The sequence below is a fragment of the Albidovulum litorale genome (genome assembly GCF_025751495.1).
Lineage (GTDB): Bacteria > Pseudomonadota > Alphaproteobacteria > Rhodobacterales > Rhodobacteraceae > Albidovulum > Albidovulum litorale.
In genome coordinates, this window is record NZ_JAOWKZ010000005.1 from 270,753 (window position 1) to 285,494 (window position 14,742).

The following is a 14,742-nucleotide window of genomic DNA, read 5'->3' on the forward strand; positions in this document are numbered from 1 at the left end:
AAAGATGAGCCATCTTCTCGACCGTCTCAACTTCCTGAAATCCGTCCGCAAGGATACCTTTGCGGACGGGCACGGACAGACCACAATCGAAAGCCGCGACTGGGAGGACACCTACCGGAACCGGTGGCGCCACGACAAGATCGTGCGCTCGACCCATGGGGTGAACTGCACCGGATCGTGTTCCTGGAAGATCTACGTCAAATCCGGGATCGTCACCTGGGAGACCCAGCAGACCGACTATCCGCGGACCCGTGCGGACCTGCCGAACCACGAGCCGCGCGGTTGTGCGCGCGGCGCCTCCTACAGCTGGTATCTCTACTCCGCGAACCGGGTGAAAACGCCCTTGGTGCGCGGCCGGCTGATGCGGATGTGGCGTGACCTGCGCAAGACGATGTCGCCAGTCGAGGCCTGGAAGACCATTCAGTCCGATCCGAAGAAGCGCGCCGACTACACCAAGACCCGTGGCAAGGGCGGCTTCGTCCGGGCAAGCTGGGACGAGGTGACCGAGATCACCGCCGCCGCCAACGCCTATACGGCAAAGACCTACGGCCCCGACCGGGTCTTCGGCTTCTCGCCGATCCCGGCGATGTCGATGGTCTCCTACGCGGCGGGCTCGCGTTACCTCAGCCTTCTGGGCGGCACCTGCATGTCGTTCTACGACTGGTACTGCGACCTGCCACCGGCCTCGCCGATGACCTGGGGCGAGCAGACCGACGTGCCGGAATCGGCCGACTGGTACAACGCGGGCTACCTGATCCTCTGGGGCTCGAACGTGCCCCAGACCCGGACCCCGGACGCGCATTTCTACACCGAGGCGCGCTATCGCGGCACCAAGTCGGCGGTTGTCAGCCCCGACTATTCGGAGGCCGCGAAGTTCTCCGACATCTGGCTCAATGCCAAGCAAGGCACGGATGCCGCGCTTGGCATGGCGATGGGTCATGTGATCCTGCGCGAGTTCCATCTCGACCGGCAGGCGGAGTATTTCGAGGATTACTGCCGCAAGTACACCGACATGCCGATGCTGGTGAAGCTGGAGCCGAAGGGCGATGGCTATGTGCCCGGCAAGCAGTTGCGCGCCTCGGACTTCGACAAGTCGCTCGGCCAGTCGAACAATCCGGAGTGGAAGACCGTCGCCATCGAAGAGAAGTCAGGCAAGATCGTTGTTCCGAACGGTTCGGTCGGCTTCCGTTGGGGTGAAGAAGGCAAGTGGAACCTTGAGGAGAAGGCCGAGGGCAAGGATGTGACGCTCAAGATGAGCCTCATCCTCGATACCGACCGAGACGACGTGATCGGAGTCGATTTCCCGTATTTCGGCGGCATGGCCTCGAACGGCTGGGAGAACGACGCGCGCGGCGAGGTTCTGACCCGCAACGTGCCGGTGAAGAAGATCAAGCTCGCCGACGGCGAGGAGCACTACGTCGCCACTGTGTTCGACCTCTTCTGCGCCAATTACAGCCTCGACCGCGGACTCGGTGGCGATCATGTCGCCAGCGACTTCAACGCCGACGTGCCCTTCACCCCAGCCTGGGCGGAGAAGATCACCGGCGTGAAGCGCGACCGGATCATCCAGGTCGCACGGGAATTTGCCGAAAATGCCGAGAAGACCAACGGCAAGTCGATGATCATCATCGGCGCGGCGATGAACCACTGGTACCACATGGACATGAACTACCGCGCCGTCATCAACATGCTGGTGATGTGCGGCGCCGTGGGTCAGTCCGGAGGCGGCTGGGCGCACTACGTGGGCCAGGAAAAACTGCGTCCGCAGACCGGCTGGACCGCGCTCGCCTTCGCGCTCGACTGGGCGCGCCCGCCGCGGCACATGAACTCCACCTCGGCCTGGTATGCCCATACCGACCAATGGCGTTATGAGACGGTGTCGTCGTCCGAGATCCTCTCGCCGACCGCACCGGATGGCGACTACAAGGACCTGAGCCTGATCGACTACAACATCCGCGCCGAACGGATGGGCTGGCTTCCCTCCGCGCCGCAGCTTCGCACCAATCCGCTTGAAGTGGGCAAGGCGGCGAAGGCCTCGGGCAAAACCATTCCGGAATACGTTGCCGAGCAGTTAAAGGCCGGGGCGCTGGAAATGTCGGCCGAGGACCCGGACGCGCCGGAAAACTGGCCGCGCAACCTCTTCGTCTGGCGCTCGAACCTTCTTGGGTCCTCGGGCAAGGGGCATGAATACTTCCTCAAGCACCTGCTGGGCACCGATCACGGTGTTCTCGGCAAGGATCTGGGCGAGGAAGGCCGCAAGAAGCCGGTGGAGGCCCGCTGGCACGACAAGGCGCCGGAGGGTAAGCTCGACCTCCTCGTGACGCTCGACTTCCGCATGTCGACGACGGCGGTCTATTCCGACATCGTGCTGCCGACCGCGTCGTGGTACGAGAAGGACGACCTCAACACCTCCGACATGCACCCGTTCATCCACCCGCTGCAGGCGGCCGTGGACCCGGCCTATGAGTCGAAGTCGGACTGGGAGATCTTCAAGGCCATCGCCAAGAAGTTCTCAGAGGTCGCGCCCGAGATCCTCGGGGTGGAGACCGATGTGGTGCAGCTGCCGCTGCAACACGACAGCCCCGGCGAGATCGCGCAGCCGATCGTCCAGGACTGGAAGAAGGGCGAATGCGACCTGATCCCGGGCAAGACCGCGCCGGCCTATATCGCGGTCGAGCGGGACTACCCGAACCTCTACGCCCGCTTCACCTCGCTTGGGCCGTTGATGGAGAAGGTCGGCAACGGCGGCAAGGGCATCGCCTGGGATACCAAGGTTGAGGTGCATCACCTCAAGGACCTGAACGGCACCCATCACGAGGGTCCGACCGAGGGCATGGCGAAGATCGAGACCGCGATCGACGCGGCCGAGGTCATTCTGATGCTCGCGCCGGAAACCAACGGTGAAGTTGCCGTCAAGGCCTGGGACGCGCTCTCGAAGGCCACGGGCCGTGAGCACGCCCATCTGGCCGAGGTCAAGGAAGACGAGAAGATCCGCTTCCGCGACATCGCCGCGCAGCCGCGCAAGATCATCTCGTCCCCGACCTGGTCGGGCATCGAGAGCGAGGAGGTCTGCTACAACGCCGGCTGGACCAACGTCCATGAACTGATCCCGTGGCGCACCGTCTCTGGCCGCCAGCAGCTCTATCAGGATCACGAATGGATGCAGGCCTTCGGCGAATTCTTCGTGACCTGGCGCCCGCCGGTGGATCTGAAGACCATCACCGCAGGCGCGACCGGGCATCTCGGCGCGAACGAGAAGCATGTCGTTTTGAACTTCATCACGCCGCACCAGAAATGGGGCATCCATTCGACCTATTCCGACAACCTCCTGATGCTGACGCTGAACAGGGGTGGCCCGGTCGTTTGGATTTCGGAGAATGACGCGAAGACGGCGGGCATCGTGGACAACGACTGGGTCGAGGTCTTCAACTCCAACGGCGTTCTCACGGCCCGTGCGGTCGTCAGCCAGCGGATGAAGGACGGCACGCTCTTCATGTACCACGCGCAGGAGAAGATCGTGAACACGCCGGGATCGCAGATCACCGGCAAGCGGGGCGGCATCCACAACTCCGTCACCCGCGCGATCGTCAAGCCCACGCACATGATCGGCGGCTACGCCCAGCAGAGCTACGGGTTCAACTATTACGGCACCGTCGGCGCCAACCGCGACGAGCTTGTCGTGGTCCGCAAGATGGACAAGGTCGACTGGCTCGACACGCCGGTTTCGAAAGTGGAGGCTGCGGAATGAAAGTACGCGCACAAATCGGCATGGTGCTGAACCTCGATAAATGCATCGGGTGTCACACCTGTTCCGTTACCTGCAAGAACGTCTGGACCAGTCGCGACGGCGTCGAATACGCCTGGTTCAACAACGTCGAGACCAAGCCCGGCATCGGTTATCCGAAGGACTGGGAAAACCAGAAGCGCTGGAACGGCGGCTGGGAACGCACCGCGTCGGGCGGTCTCAAGCCCAAGCAGGGCGGCAAGTGGCGGATCCTCGCGAACATCTTCGCCAACCCCGACCTGCCGGAGATCGACGACTTCTACGAGCCGTTCGACTTCGACTACGACCATCTGAAATCGGCGCCCGAAATGCCGGCCTTCCCCACCGCCCGGCCGCGTTCGAAAGTCTCGGGCGAGCGGATGGAGAAGATCGAATGGGGCCCGAACTGGGAGGAGATCCTCGGCGGCGAATTCGAGAAGCGTGGCAAGGATTACAACTTCGAGGGCATCCAGAAGGAGATCTACGGACAGTATGAAAATACGTTCATGATGTACCTGCCGCGGCTCTGCGAGCACTGCTTGAACCCGGCCTGCGCCGCGTCGTGCCCCTCGGGCGCGATCTACAAGCGCGAAGAGGACGGCGTTGTCCTGATCGACCAGGAGAAGTGCCGCGGCTGGCGGATGTGCGTCTCGGGCTGCCCCTACAAGAAGATCTACTACAACTGGTCTTCGGGTAAATCCGAGAAATGCACGCTTTGCTATCCGCGTCTGGAAAGCGGCATGCCGACGGTCTGCTCGGAAACCTGCGTGGGCCGGATCCGCTATATCGGCGTGATGCTCTATGACGCCGACAAGATCGCGGATGCGGCATCGGTCGCGGGCGAAAAGGAGCTTTACGACGCCCAGCTTGGTGTCTTCCTCGACCCCAACGATCCGGCTGTGATCGAGGCCGCCCGCGCCGAGGGCGTGCCGGAGGACTGGATCGCCTCTGCCCGCAAGTCGCCGATCTGGAAGATGGCGATGGAATGGAAGATCGCCTTCCCGCTGCATCCGGAATACCGGACGCTGCCGATGGTCTGGTACATCCCGCCGCTCTCGCCGATCCAGAACGCGGCGGCGGCCGGTCAGATCGCCGCGCAGGACGACATGCCGGACGTGAAATCGCTGCGCATCCCGGTTCGCTACCTCGCCAACATGCTGACGGCGGGCGACGAGGCGCCGATCGTCTCGGCGCTGGAACGGATGCTCGCGATGCGCTCTTACATGCGGTCGAAGACCGTGGACGGGGTCGTCAATCTCGGCGTGGCCAACCGCGTGGGGCTGACCCCGCACCAGATCGACGAGATGTACAAGATCATGGCCATCGCCAATTACGAGGACCGTTTTGTGATCCCGACGACGCACCGGGAGCTCGTGGAGGATGCCTATGACCTGCGCGGCGGCTGCGGCTTTACCGACGGCAACGGCTGCTCCACCGGCACCACCGGCGGCAAGCTCTTTGGCAGCCGCAAGTTCGTGACACCTGCGGAGGGCTGGAAATGAAGACGTTCAAGGCGCTCTCGGCGCTCCTCTCCTATCCGAGCGAGGACCTGCAAGCCGCCATTCCGGCGATCCGGATCGCGCTGAAGGCCGAGGGGCTCTTGCCTCTCGGTCAGCGCCGCGCGCTGGAACCGTTGCTTGTTGGAATGGAGACGGGCGACATCTACGACCTGCAGGAGCGCTATGTGCTCCTGTTCGACCGCTCGCGTACGCTCTCGCTCAACCTTTTCGAGCATATCCATGGTGAGAGCCGGGATCGCGGTGGTGCGATGGTGGACCTTCTGGAGACCTACCGCGCGGGTGGCTTTGACCTCACCGGGCCGGAGCTTCCCGACCACCTGCCGGTGCTGCTGGAGTTTCTCTCGACCCGGCCTCTGGCCGAGGCAACGGCGTTGCTGGCCGATGCCGGTCACATCATTGCCGTCCTTGCCGAGCGTTTGACCCGGCGCGACACGCCCTACGCGGCGGTCCTGACGGCACTGGCAGCCATCGCCCAGGCGAGCACCGACAGTCCCGAGGCCACGGCCCTTTTGTCGGAACGGGACGACGATCCGGAGGACCTCGAAGCGCTGGATGCCGTCTACGAGGAGGCGCAGGTCACCTTCGCTCCCGATCCGAATGCCGGTTGCCCGGTCTCGCGCGACATCCTCGCGCGGATGGACATGCCCCTCTCTCCGGCCCGTGCCGGAACGGCCCAGTAAAGGAGGCCACGATGCATCAATTTTTCTTCGGAACCTATCCCTACATCGCGCTCTCGGTGCTGCTGATTGGCTCGGTCGCGCGCTATGAACGCGACCCGTTCACCTGGAAATCGTCTTCGTCGCAGCTACTCAGGCGCAAGCAACTGGTGATTGGCTCCAGCCTCTTTCATGTCGGCGTTCTGATCATCTTCTTCGGTCATCTGATCGGGCTTCTGACGCCGATTCAGATTTTCGATGCATTCGGTATCGGCCATGGCTTCAAGCAGCTCATGGCGGTGATCGCGGGCGGTGTCGCCGGGATCATGGCGCTTGCAGGCGGGGCGATGCTTCTGCACCGTCGGCTCTACGATCCGCGCATCCGGGCAAACTCGACCTTCGCCGATACCGGCATCCTGATCCTCCTGATGGTGCAGCTCGTGCTCGGCATCCTGACGATCTTCGTCTCGCTCCAGCACCTTGATGGCCACGAGATGACCAAGTTCATGGCCTGGGCCTTCGGCATCTTCACCTTCGATGGTCAGGCGGCGAGCTACATTGCCGACGCCAATATCCTCTTCAAGCTGCACATCTTCCTTGGGCTGACGATTTTCCTTCTCTTCCCGTTCACGCGGCTCGTCCATATGCTTTCGGCGCCTGTCCGTTACATCTGGCGGCCGGGCTACCAGATCGTGCGAACGAAGAAGCGCGGGGCCTGAGATGGGACCGCTCCTGAGCGATATCACGGTGAACGGCGAGGTCATCCCCGCCGCCACCATCGCCGCCGAGATACAGATGCACGAAGCCCCGAAGGGCAAGCCGGGCATCGCCTGGCGTGCTGCGGGGCGTGCGCTGGCGGTGCGCGCCCTTCTTTTGCAAGAGGCGCGCGCGAGAAACCTCACTCCAGAACCGATCACCGAGGGTGGCCGCGCCGAGACAGAGGAGGAGGCGCTGGTGCGTCAGCTTCTGGATGAGGCGATCACGCCGCCAGCGCCTCAGGACGAGGCGGTCCGTGCGGCTTACGACGCCGATCCCGGCCGCTTCCGGGCGCCGACGCTTTACGAAGCGGCCCATATCCTCTTCCCGGTCCGCCCCGGCGACGCCGCCGCAATGGAGGCGGCGCGCGAGAAGGCGACGGCAGTTCTCGCCGACCTCGCGAAGGCGCCACGCGACTTCGACCGTCTCGCGCGTGAGCTCTCCTCCTGTTCTTCCCGCAACGCTGGCGGTCGGCTCGGCCAGATCGCGACCGGCGACACGGTGCCCGAGTTCGAGGCCGTGCTCGACCGTCTCGCCGAGGGTGAGATTGCCCGCGACCCTGTCGCGACGCGCTACGGCCTCCACATCATCCGCCTCGACGCCCGCGCGGAAGGCGCGATCCTGCCCTTCGAGACCGTCGCCGCCCGCATCCGCGATATGCTGGCGAAGGCAGAATGGGCCAACGCTGCCCGTGACTTCATCGAAACCCTCGCCGACAAGGCAGAGGTGACGGGCGTCGATCTGAAGGCGGCGTGACATGGCCCAAGTTCTCGAAGCTCTGCTTGAGCGCAACCGCGACTGGTCGGCAAAGATCAGGGCCGAAGCCCCGGATTATTTCGACGGCCTCGCCTTGCAGCAGACACCGGAATTTCTCTGGATCGGGTGCTCCGACAGCCGGGTGCCGGCGAATGTCATCTCCGGCCTTGCGCCGGGTGAGGTCTTTGTCCACCGCAACGTGGCGAATGTCGTCCATTCGTCGGACATGAACCTGCTCTCGGTCCTCGAATTCGCGGTCGATACGCTCAAGGTCCGCCAGATCATCATCTGCGGCCACTATGGTTGCGGCGGTGTACGTGCCGCGACCGAAGAGGACATGCCGCATGGCCTTGCCGACCACTGGCTGGAGCCGATCCGGCGGCTGGCCAAGCGGCATGCCCATGAACTGTCAAAGATCGGTGACATCGAGATGCGCCGCGACCGGCTTGCGGAACTGAACGTTCTGGAAAGCGTCGCCCGGGTGGCCGAGACGCCGATCCTGCGCCGTGCGTGGGGCAGGGGGGATTATCCCCTTCTACACGGCCTCATCTACGGCATCCGCGACGGCATCCTCAGAAACCTCGACTGCACGATCAGCGGCACTGACGCCCGCTGAGAAAGGAAGACCATGCGCCTTGCTTATATCACCGCCGCCGACAAGGGCCTGACCGACCGGGTTCTGGCCGGGGCCGCCGACCTTCTGGCACGGCGCGGGTTCCGTCTGACGGGCGTTGTTCAGACCAATATCGAGCGGCCACAGCGCTTTCACTGCGATATGGACCTGCGCATTCTGCCCGATGGCCCAACCATCGGCATCACCCAGAACCTTGGGCAGAACGCCCGCGGCTGTCGTTTGGATCCCGGCGCGCTCGAAAGCGCCGTGGCCGATGTCTCGGCCCGGCTTTCGTCCGGCGCTGACCTGCTGATCCTCAACAAGTTCGGCAAGCACGAGGCCGAGGGCAGGGGGTTCCGCCCCGTCATCGCCGAGGCCTTGGCGATGGGCCTGCCGGTGATCCTCGGCGTCAATGCGCTGAACCTTGACGCCTTCCAAACCTTCACCGAAGGTTTGGCTGAGGAACTGCCGGCTGATCCGGTGGCAGTTGCGGACTGGTGTGCCATGTCGCTGGCCGAGGCAGCCTGACCGGTTCCCGAACGAGGATGGGCGATGACAGGAGATGAGAAAAGCGCAAGCTACGCCTCGCCGCCCTGCTTTCTGCACGAGCTGAGCGCGGAGGAGGGCGGTCTGCCCGGCGCGACGGACCCGGTCCAGGCCCGTGACGTCGCCCGTTGGCGTAAGGCCGAACGTAACCGCCTGCTGGCAGATCGAGCGACGTTGAGCGTGACGGAGCGCAAGGAAGCCGCCGAAGCCGTGGCTAGCCATCTCGACACTCTTTTCGGCGATGTCGCGGGCTTTACGATCTCAGCCTGGTGGCCGATCCAGTCCGAACTTGACCTGCGCTTCTGGCTCGCGGCGCTGTCCGGACGCGGCGCTACCGCCGCCCTGCCGCTCGTCACCGAAAAACACGCGCCCCTGCGCTTTCGCCGCTGGACGCCCCGCGTGAAGATGGAGCGGGGATTCTGGAATATTCCGGTTCCGGCAGAAGGTGACTGGATCATCCCGGACATCGCGCTCGCGCCGCTTGTCGGCTATGACGCCAAAGGCTACCGGCTTGGCTACGGTGGTGGCTATTTCGACCGCACGCTTGCTGCTCATCCCGAGGTTCGGCCGATCGGCATCGGTCTTTCCGCAGCGCGTCAGACGACGATCTTCCCGCAATGGCACGATGTCCCGATGACCGCGATCGTGACCGAGGAAGGTATTGTCTGATCACTGCCGTTATCGCTTGCGAAGGTTGTCCAGCAGGTTGGTCTTTGCGCCAAGAATGTGCTGCCGCGTCAATTCTGCCGCACGGGTCGCATCGCGGCGCTCGCAGGCCGCGAGGATCGCCTCATGTTCCCTGTTTGCGCGGGCAAGGCCATTCGACAGCGCCAATTGCGCGCGCAGGTAGCGATCCACCCGGTCGAGCGTCTTCTCGATGACCCCAAGGTGATAGAAAAGCCCGCTGTCGCGATAAAGGATCGTATGGAACTTGCGGTTCTGGTCGCCCCAGTCGACGGGCGTCGCGCCTTCGGAAAAGGCCATCAAATAGGATCGTGCCAGTTCCAGCGTCTCGTCCGACATGCGCGGCACGGCGGCCTCGATCACATGACCCTCGACCAGCGCGCGGAAATCCCAGATCTCGGCCGCCTCGTCGGGCGATATCCCCGCCACAACCGCGCCCTTGTAGCGCTGCGTCACCACCAGCCCCTGCTGTTCCAGCATGGTGATCGCCTCGCGCACCGGGATGCGGGACGTATTGAACATCTTCGCGATCTCGTCCTGCCTCAGCGGCGCGCCATCGGCCAGTTGCCCCTCTATGATCGCCTTTTTCAGCGCCTCATAGATGATCGTCGCGGCGGATGCCGTCTGGGCGATATTGATGCTGTCGATCTGCATGGGCACTCCCATAACCGGGCTTTCGGAGATTGGATACAATTTCGCACTTGCATATTGTATCCAATATTCGATATCCAAGTCACGAAGATTCTTCCGGCCCCGCTGCCGACCCCCATCCGAGGAAAGGATATGCTCATGTGGAGTGGAATGATGCCCGCCGTGACCACGAAGTTCACGGCTGACGGCGCGCTGGACCGTGCCGAGATGGAACGCTGCTTCGGCCTTCAGATCGACGCGGGCAATGCGGGCCTGATCACCTGCGGCACTTTGGGCGAGGGCAATATGCTGTCGCCCGACGAACGGCTTGAGGTGCTGAAGATCGCCAAGTCGGTGACCGGCAGCAAGCCTGCGCTTCTGACCGTGTCCGAGGCCGGAACCCGCGAGGCCTGCGATCTTGCCGCGCGTGCGGCGAAGGCCGGGGCCGACGGCATCATGGTCGTGCCCTCGCCGATCTACCATACCAACCGGGCCGAGACGATCGCCAACCTCAACGCCATCGCCAATGCCGGTGGTCTGCCGGTGATGATCTACTCGAACCGCGTCGGCTACCGCGTCGATGTCACGCCCGAGATGATGGTGGAGCTGGCCGAAAACCCCCTGATGGTGGCGATCAAGGAAAGCAGTGACGACATCCGCCGCTGCACCGAGATTTTCAACACTGTCGGCAACCGCTTCAAGGTTCTGACCGGGGTCGATAACCTTGGGCTGGAGGCGATCCTGATGGGCTGCGACGGCTGGGTTTCGGGCGTGTCCATCGCCTTCCCGAAGGAAAATCAGGCGATCTATGATCTGGCCAAGGCAGGCCGGATCGAAGAGGCGCGCACGATCTACCGCTGGTTCCGCCCGCTCCTCGATCTCGACGTCTCGACCTTCCTGGTCCAGCAGATCAAGCTGGCCGAAGCGCTGGCCATCGGCTCTACCGAATATGTCCGCGCGCCCCGCATGCCGCTGGTGGGCGAGCATCGCGCCCGGGTCGAGGCGCTGATCCGCGAACGCATCGCCTGCCGCCCGGACCTTGCAAAATTCGCGAAAGCGGCCTGATGGAATATCGGAACTATATCGGTGGTGAATGGGTGGAGGCTGCTTCCTCCACGCCGAACGTCAACCCGTCGGATATCTCCGACATAATCGGCCATGCCGCGAAATCGGACGCGGCGATGATGCAGGCGGCCATTGAGGTCGCCCATACCTCAGCACCCAAATGGGCGGCCTCCACGCCCCAGCAACGCTTCGACGCGCTCGATTTCGTCGGGACCGAAATCCTCGCCCGCAAGGGTGAGCTTGGCCGCCTTCTGGCCCGCGAGGAGGGCAAGATCCTGCCCGAAGCGGTGGGCGAGGTCGCCCGCGCCGGTCAGATCTTCAAGTTCTTCGCAGGCGAAGCCTTGCGCCAGACCGGCGACCGGCTGGCCTCGGTCCGCCCGGGCGTCGAAGTGGACGTAACCCGCCAGCCCCTTGGCGTTGTCGGCCTGATCACGCCCTGGAACTTCCCCATCGCTATCCCGGCCTGGAAGATCGCGCCCGCCTTGGCGCATGGTAATACGGTCGTGCTGAAACCCGCCGACCTTGTCCCCGCCTCGGCCCATGCGCTGATCGAAATCCTCTCTCGCGCCGGTCTTCCGGCGGGCGTGATCAACGTCGTTTTCGGGCGCGGTTCCGAGCTTGGGCCGGTCCTGACGGGCAGCGCCAAGGTCGCGGGCATTTCCTTCACCGGATCGGTTGGCACCGGGCGCGGCATCGCAGCCACTTGCGGCGCCAATCTCAAAAAATGCCAGCTGGAAATGGGCGGCAAGAACCCGATGGTCGTGCTCGACGACGCCGATCTCGACCTTGCGGTCGAGGCGAGCCTCAACGGCGCCTTCTACTCTACCGGCCAGCGCTGCACCGCCTCGTCGCGGTTGATCGTGACGGAAGGCATCCACGACCGCTTCGTCGCGGCGCTTGCCGACCGCGCAAAAGCGCTGAAGGTCGGCCCGGCGCTGGGGACGGGCAGCCAGATGGGCCCAGTCGTCGACGAAAAGCAGATGGCGCAGAATATGCGGTATATCGACATCGCGCGGGACGAGGGTGGCACTGTCACCGGCGGCGAACGCCTGAACGCGGCGACCGAGGGCTGGTTCATGGCCCCCGCTCTGGTTACGGACACGACCAATTCCATGCGCATCAACCGCGAAGAGGTCTTCGGCCCCGTCGCCTCCGTCATCCGCGTGAAGGATTACGATGAGGCGCTGAACGTCGCCAACGACACCGAATTCGGCCTTTCGGCGGGCATCTGCACTGCCAGCCTGAAGCATGCCCACCACTTCCGCGCCAATGCTCAGGCCGGTATGGTCATGGTCAACCTGCCGACGGCCGGGGTCGATTACCATGTGCCCTTCGGCGGCACCAAGGGGTCGAGCTTTGGTCCCCGCGAACAGGGCCGCCACGCGGCGGAGTTCTATACCACCGTCAAGACCGCCTATCTCATGGCGTAACCTTACAGAAACAGGGCCCGAATTGACCGCCACCACCACCGCCCCCGCCGATCAACCCTCCCGGACCGATCTGGTCGTGATCGGCGCGGGTGTCATCGGGCTTTCCATTGCCCATGCCGCGCTTTCTCGCGGCATGGGTGTTCTCGTCATCGACCGCACCGGGCCAGCCGCCGGGGCTTCCGCGGGCAATGCCGGGGGCTTCGCGTTTTCCGAAATTCACCCGCTCGCCTCCGCCGATACGCTCATGGCCTCGCCGAAATGGCTGCTCGATCCGCTGGGTCCGCTGTCGCTGCCGCTCCGCTACGCGCCGATGATGGTGCCCTGGATGCTGCGCTTCGCGAAGGCGAGCCTGCCCACCCGGGTGGCCGCCTCCACCCGCGCACAGGCCGCGCTGATGGCCCATGCAAAGAAGGTGCTGGAACCCGCGATGGCGCTGACGGGTACCTCGGACATGCTGCGCAAGACCGGCCAGTTGCAGGTCTTCGAGTCCTCCCGGTCCTTCGACGCCGCGCGGCGCGATTGCGATGAGGCCGCGCATTACGGCTACAGCTTCCGCCCGCTCATCGGCGCGGACGCCATTGCCGGGGTGCAGCCCGGCCTCTCGCCGCGCTTTACCCATGGCATCGCGACCGAGGACTGGTGGGCCATTGCCGATCCGAAGCTTTACACGCTCGCGCTCGCCAAATCGCTGACAGGGAAGGGCGGAAGGATCGACACCGCCGAAGCCCGCGCGATCTCCGTCAGTTCGGAGGGCGTGACGATCCACCTTGCGGATGGCACGACGCTCGCCGCCCGACAGGCCGTCGTGGCCGCGGGCGCGCATTCCCACCGTCTGGCGGCAAGCCTCGGCGACCGCATCCCGCTGGAGACCGAGCGCGGCTACAACACCACGTTGCCGCCCGGCGCCTTTGACCTCCGCCGCCACATCACCTTTTCCGAGCACGGCTTTGTCGCCGCCCCCCTCTCGACCGGCATCCGCATCGGCGGGGCGGTGGAACTGGGTGGGCTCGACCTGCCGCCGAACTATGCGCGCTCAAAGGCGATGCTGAAGAAGGCGGAAGGGTTCCTGCCGGGCCTGAAGACCGCAGATGGCACCGAATGGATGGGCTTCCGCCCCTCGTTGCCCGACACGCTGCCCGCCATCGGCCGGGCGAGCCGCGCGCCGAACGTCATCTACGCCTTCGGCCACGGCCATCTGGGCCTGACCCAGTCCGCAGGCACCGCTGACCTCGTCGCCGCTCTCCTGACCGGCGCGCCCCCCGCCATCGACCTTACCCCCTTCGCGCCGAACCGTTTCAAGGGCCTTCTGTGACCAGCCACACCTTTCTCTGCATCGACGGCCATACCTGCGGCAACCCGGTCCGCCTTGTCGTCGGCGGCGCGCCGCAGCTTCAGGGCAGAACCATGCTCGAACGCCGCGCGCATTTCCTTGCCGAATACGACTGGATCCGCACCGGCCTGATGTTCGAACCCCGCGGCCATGACCAGATGTCGGGCTCCATCCTCTACCCGCCGACCCGCGAGGATTGCGACGTGGGCGTCCTTTTCATCGAAACCTCCGGCTGCCTGCCGATGTGCGGCCACGGCACCATCGGCACCGTGACGACCGCCATCGAAAACGGCCTCGTCACGCCCAAAACCCCCGGCATCCTGCGGCTCGACACCCCCGCCGGGCTTGTCATCGCCGAATACCGGCAGGAGGGGCGCTTTGTCGAAGAGGTGCGCCTGACAAACGTCCCCGCCTTCCTCTATGCCGAGGGCCTGACTGCCGAGGTCGAGGGCCTCGGCGAGATCACCGTCGACGTCGCCTATGGCGGCAACTTCTATGCCATCGTCGAACCGCAGGAGAACTTCCGCGACATCGAGGACCAACGCGCTATAGACCTTGTCGGCTGGAGCCCTAAGCTCCGCGCCGCGCTCAACGAAAAATACACCTTCACCCATCCCGAGAAGCCGGAGATCAGGGGCCTTTCCCACATTCTCTGGACCGGAGCGCCCAGGCACCCCGAGGCTACCGCCCGCAACGCCGTCTTCTACGGCGACAAGGCCATCGACCGCTCGCCCTGCGGGACCGGCACTTCGGCCCGCATGGCGCATTGGGCGGCGAAAGGGCGGCTGAAGGAGGGTGAGGATTTCGTGCACGAAAGCATCATCGGCTCGCTCTTCAAGGGCCGAATCGAGGGGCGGACGACGGTCGGCGACCGTGACGCGATCATCCCCTCCATTGCCGGCTGGGCGCGGGTGACCGGCTACAACACCATCTTCATCGACGACCGCGACCCGTTCGCGCATGGTTTCGTCGTCACCTGACCGGAAGGCGCCC

General features: G+C 64.4%; 13 protein-coding genes. 12 read left to right on the forward strand and 1 reads right to left on the reverse strand.

Annotation, left to right across the window (positions count from 1 at the left end):
- Positions 1-4: 4 nt before the first annotated feature.
- From OEZ71_RS19200 to OEZ71_RS19235, 8 genes are read left to right on the forward strand one after another with little or no spacing between them, the layout of a single operon-like run.
- Positions 5-3,748, forward strand: coding sequence for a nitrate reductase subunit alpha (locus OEZ71_RS19200; RefSeq protein WP_263741697.1), 3,744 nt, complete (start codon positions 5-7; stop codon positions 3,746-3,748).
- The gene (gene narH / locus OEZ71_RS19205; protein WP_263741698.1) at positions 3,745-5,265 is read left to right on the forward strand and encodes a nitrate reductase subunit beta; all 1,521 of its coding nucleotides are present in this window, start codon (positions 3,745-3,747) and stop codon (positions 5,263-5,265) included. Before OEZ71_RS19200 ends, narH begins: the two co-directional genes overlap by 4 nt.
- Complete coding sequence (narJ, locus tag OEZ71_RS19210; protein ID WP_263741699.1) at positions 5,262-5,963, forward strand: nitrate reductase molybdenum cofactor assembly chaperone; 702 nt, start codon at positions 5,262-5,264, stop codon at positions 5,961-5,963. The genes narH and narJ overlap by 4 nt, the downstream gene beginning before the upstream one ends.
- Positions 5,964-5,974: 11 nt before the next feature.
- Positions 5,975-6,658 (forward strand): respiratory nitrate reductase subunit gamma, encoded by a 684-nt coding sequence (gene narI, locus OEZ71_RS19215; RefSeq protein ID WP_263741700.1) that lies wholly within the window; start codon positions 5,975-5,977, stop codon positions 6,656-6,658.
- A gap of 1 nt (position 6,659) precedes the next feature.
- Complete coding sequence (locus tag OEZ71_RS19220; protein ID WP_263741701.1) at positions 6,660-7,451, forward strand: peptidylprolyl isomerase; 792 nt, start codon at positions 6,660-6,662, stop codon at positions 7,449-7,451.
- Between the two features lies 1 nt (position 7,452).
- Positions 7,453-8,067, forward strand: a complete 615-nt coding sequence (locus OEZ71_RS19225) for a carbonic anhydrase (RefSeq protein ID WP_263741702.1) — start codon at positions 7,453-7,455, stop codon at positions 8,065-8,067.
- Positions 8,068-8,079: 12 nt separating this feature from the next.
- The gene (locus tag OEZ71_RS19230) at positions 8,080-8,592 is read left to right on the forward strand and encodes a DUF2478 domain-containing protein (protein ID WP_263741703.1); all 513 of its coding nucleotides are present in this window, start codon (positions 8,080-8,082) and stop codon (positions 8,590-8,592) included.
- A 24-nt stretch (positions 8,593-8,616) separates the two neighbouring features.
- On the forward strand, positions 8,617-9,279 hold the full coding sequence (locus OEZ71_RS19235; RefSeq protein WP_263741704.1) for a 5-formyltetrahydrofolate cyclo-ligase: 663 nt from the start codon (positions 8,617-8,619) through the stop codon (positions 9,277-9,279).
- Between the two features lie 9 nt (positions 9,280-9,288).
- Here the strand turns inward: OEZ71_RS19235 and OEZ71_RS19240 are convergent, their stop codons facing one another.
- Entirely contained in the window at positions 9,289-9,948 is a 660-nt protein-coding gene (locus OEZ71_RS19240) for a GntR family transcriptional regulator (RefSeq protein ID WP_263741705.1), read from the reverse strand.
- A gap of 150 nt (positions 9,949-10,098) precedes the next feature.
- Between OEZ71_RS19240 and OEZ71_RS19245 the strand changes: the two genes are divergently transcribed.
- From OEZ71_RS19245 to OEZ71_RS19260, 4 genes are read left to right on the forward strand one after another with little or no spacing between them, the layout of a single operon-like run.
- Positions 10,099-10,989, forward strand: coding sequence for a dihydrodipicolinate synthase family protein (locus OEZ71_RS19245; protein WP_263741706.1), 891 nt, complete (start codon positions 10,099-10,101; stop codon positions 10,987-10,989).
- Complete coding sequence (locus OEZ71_RS19250) at positions 10,989-12,419, forward strand: aldehyde dehydrogenase family protein (RefSeq protein ID WP_263741707.1); 1,431 nt, start codon at positions 10,989-10,991, stop codon at positions 12,417-12,419. The genes OEZ71_RS19245 and OEZ71_RS19250 overlap by 1 nt, the downstream gene beginning before the upstream one ends.
- A 22-nt stretch (positions 12,420-12,441) precedes the next feature.
- Positions 12,442-13,731: an NAD(P)/FAD-dependent oxidoreductase gene (locus OEZ71_RS19255; protein ID WP_263741708.1), complete on the forward strand. Its 1,290-nt coding sequence runs from the start codon at positions 12,442-12,444 to the stop codon at positions 13,729-13,731.
- Entirely contained in the window at positions 13,728-14,729 is a 1,002-nt protein-coding gene (locus tag OEZ71_RS19260) for a 4-hydroxyproline epimerase (protein ID WP_263741709.1), read from the forward strand. Before OEZ71_RS19255 ends, OEZ71_RS19260 begins: the two co-directional genes overlap by 4 nt.
- Positions 14,730-14,742 lie beyond the last annotated feature (13 nt).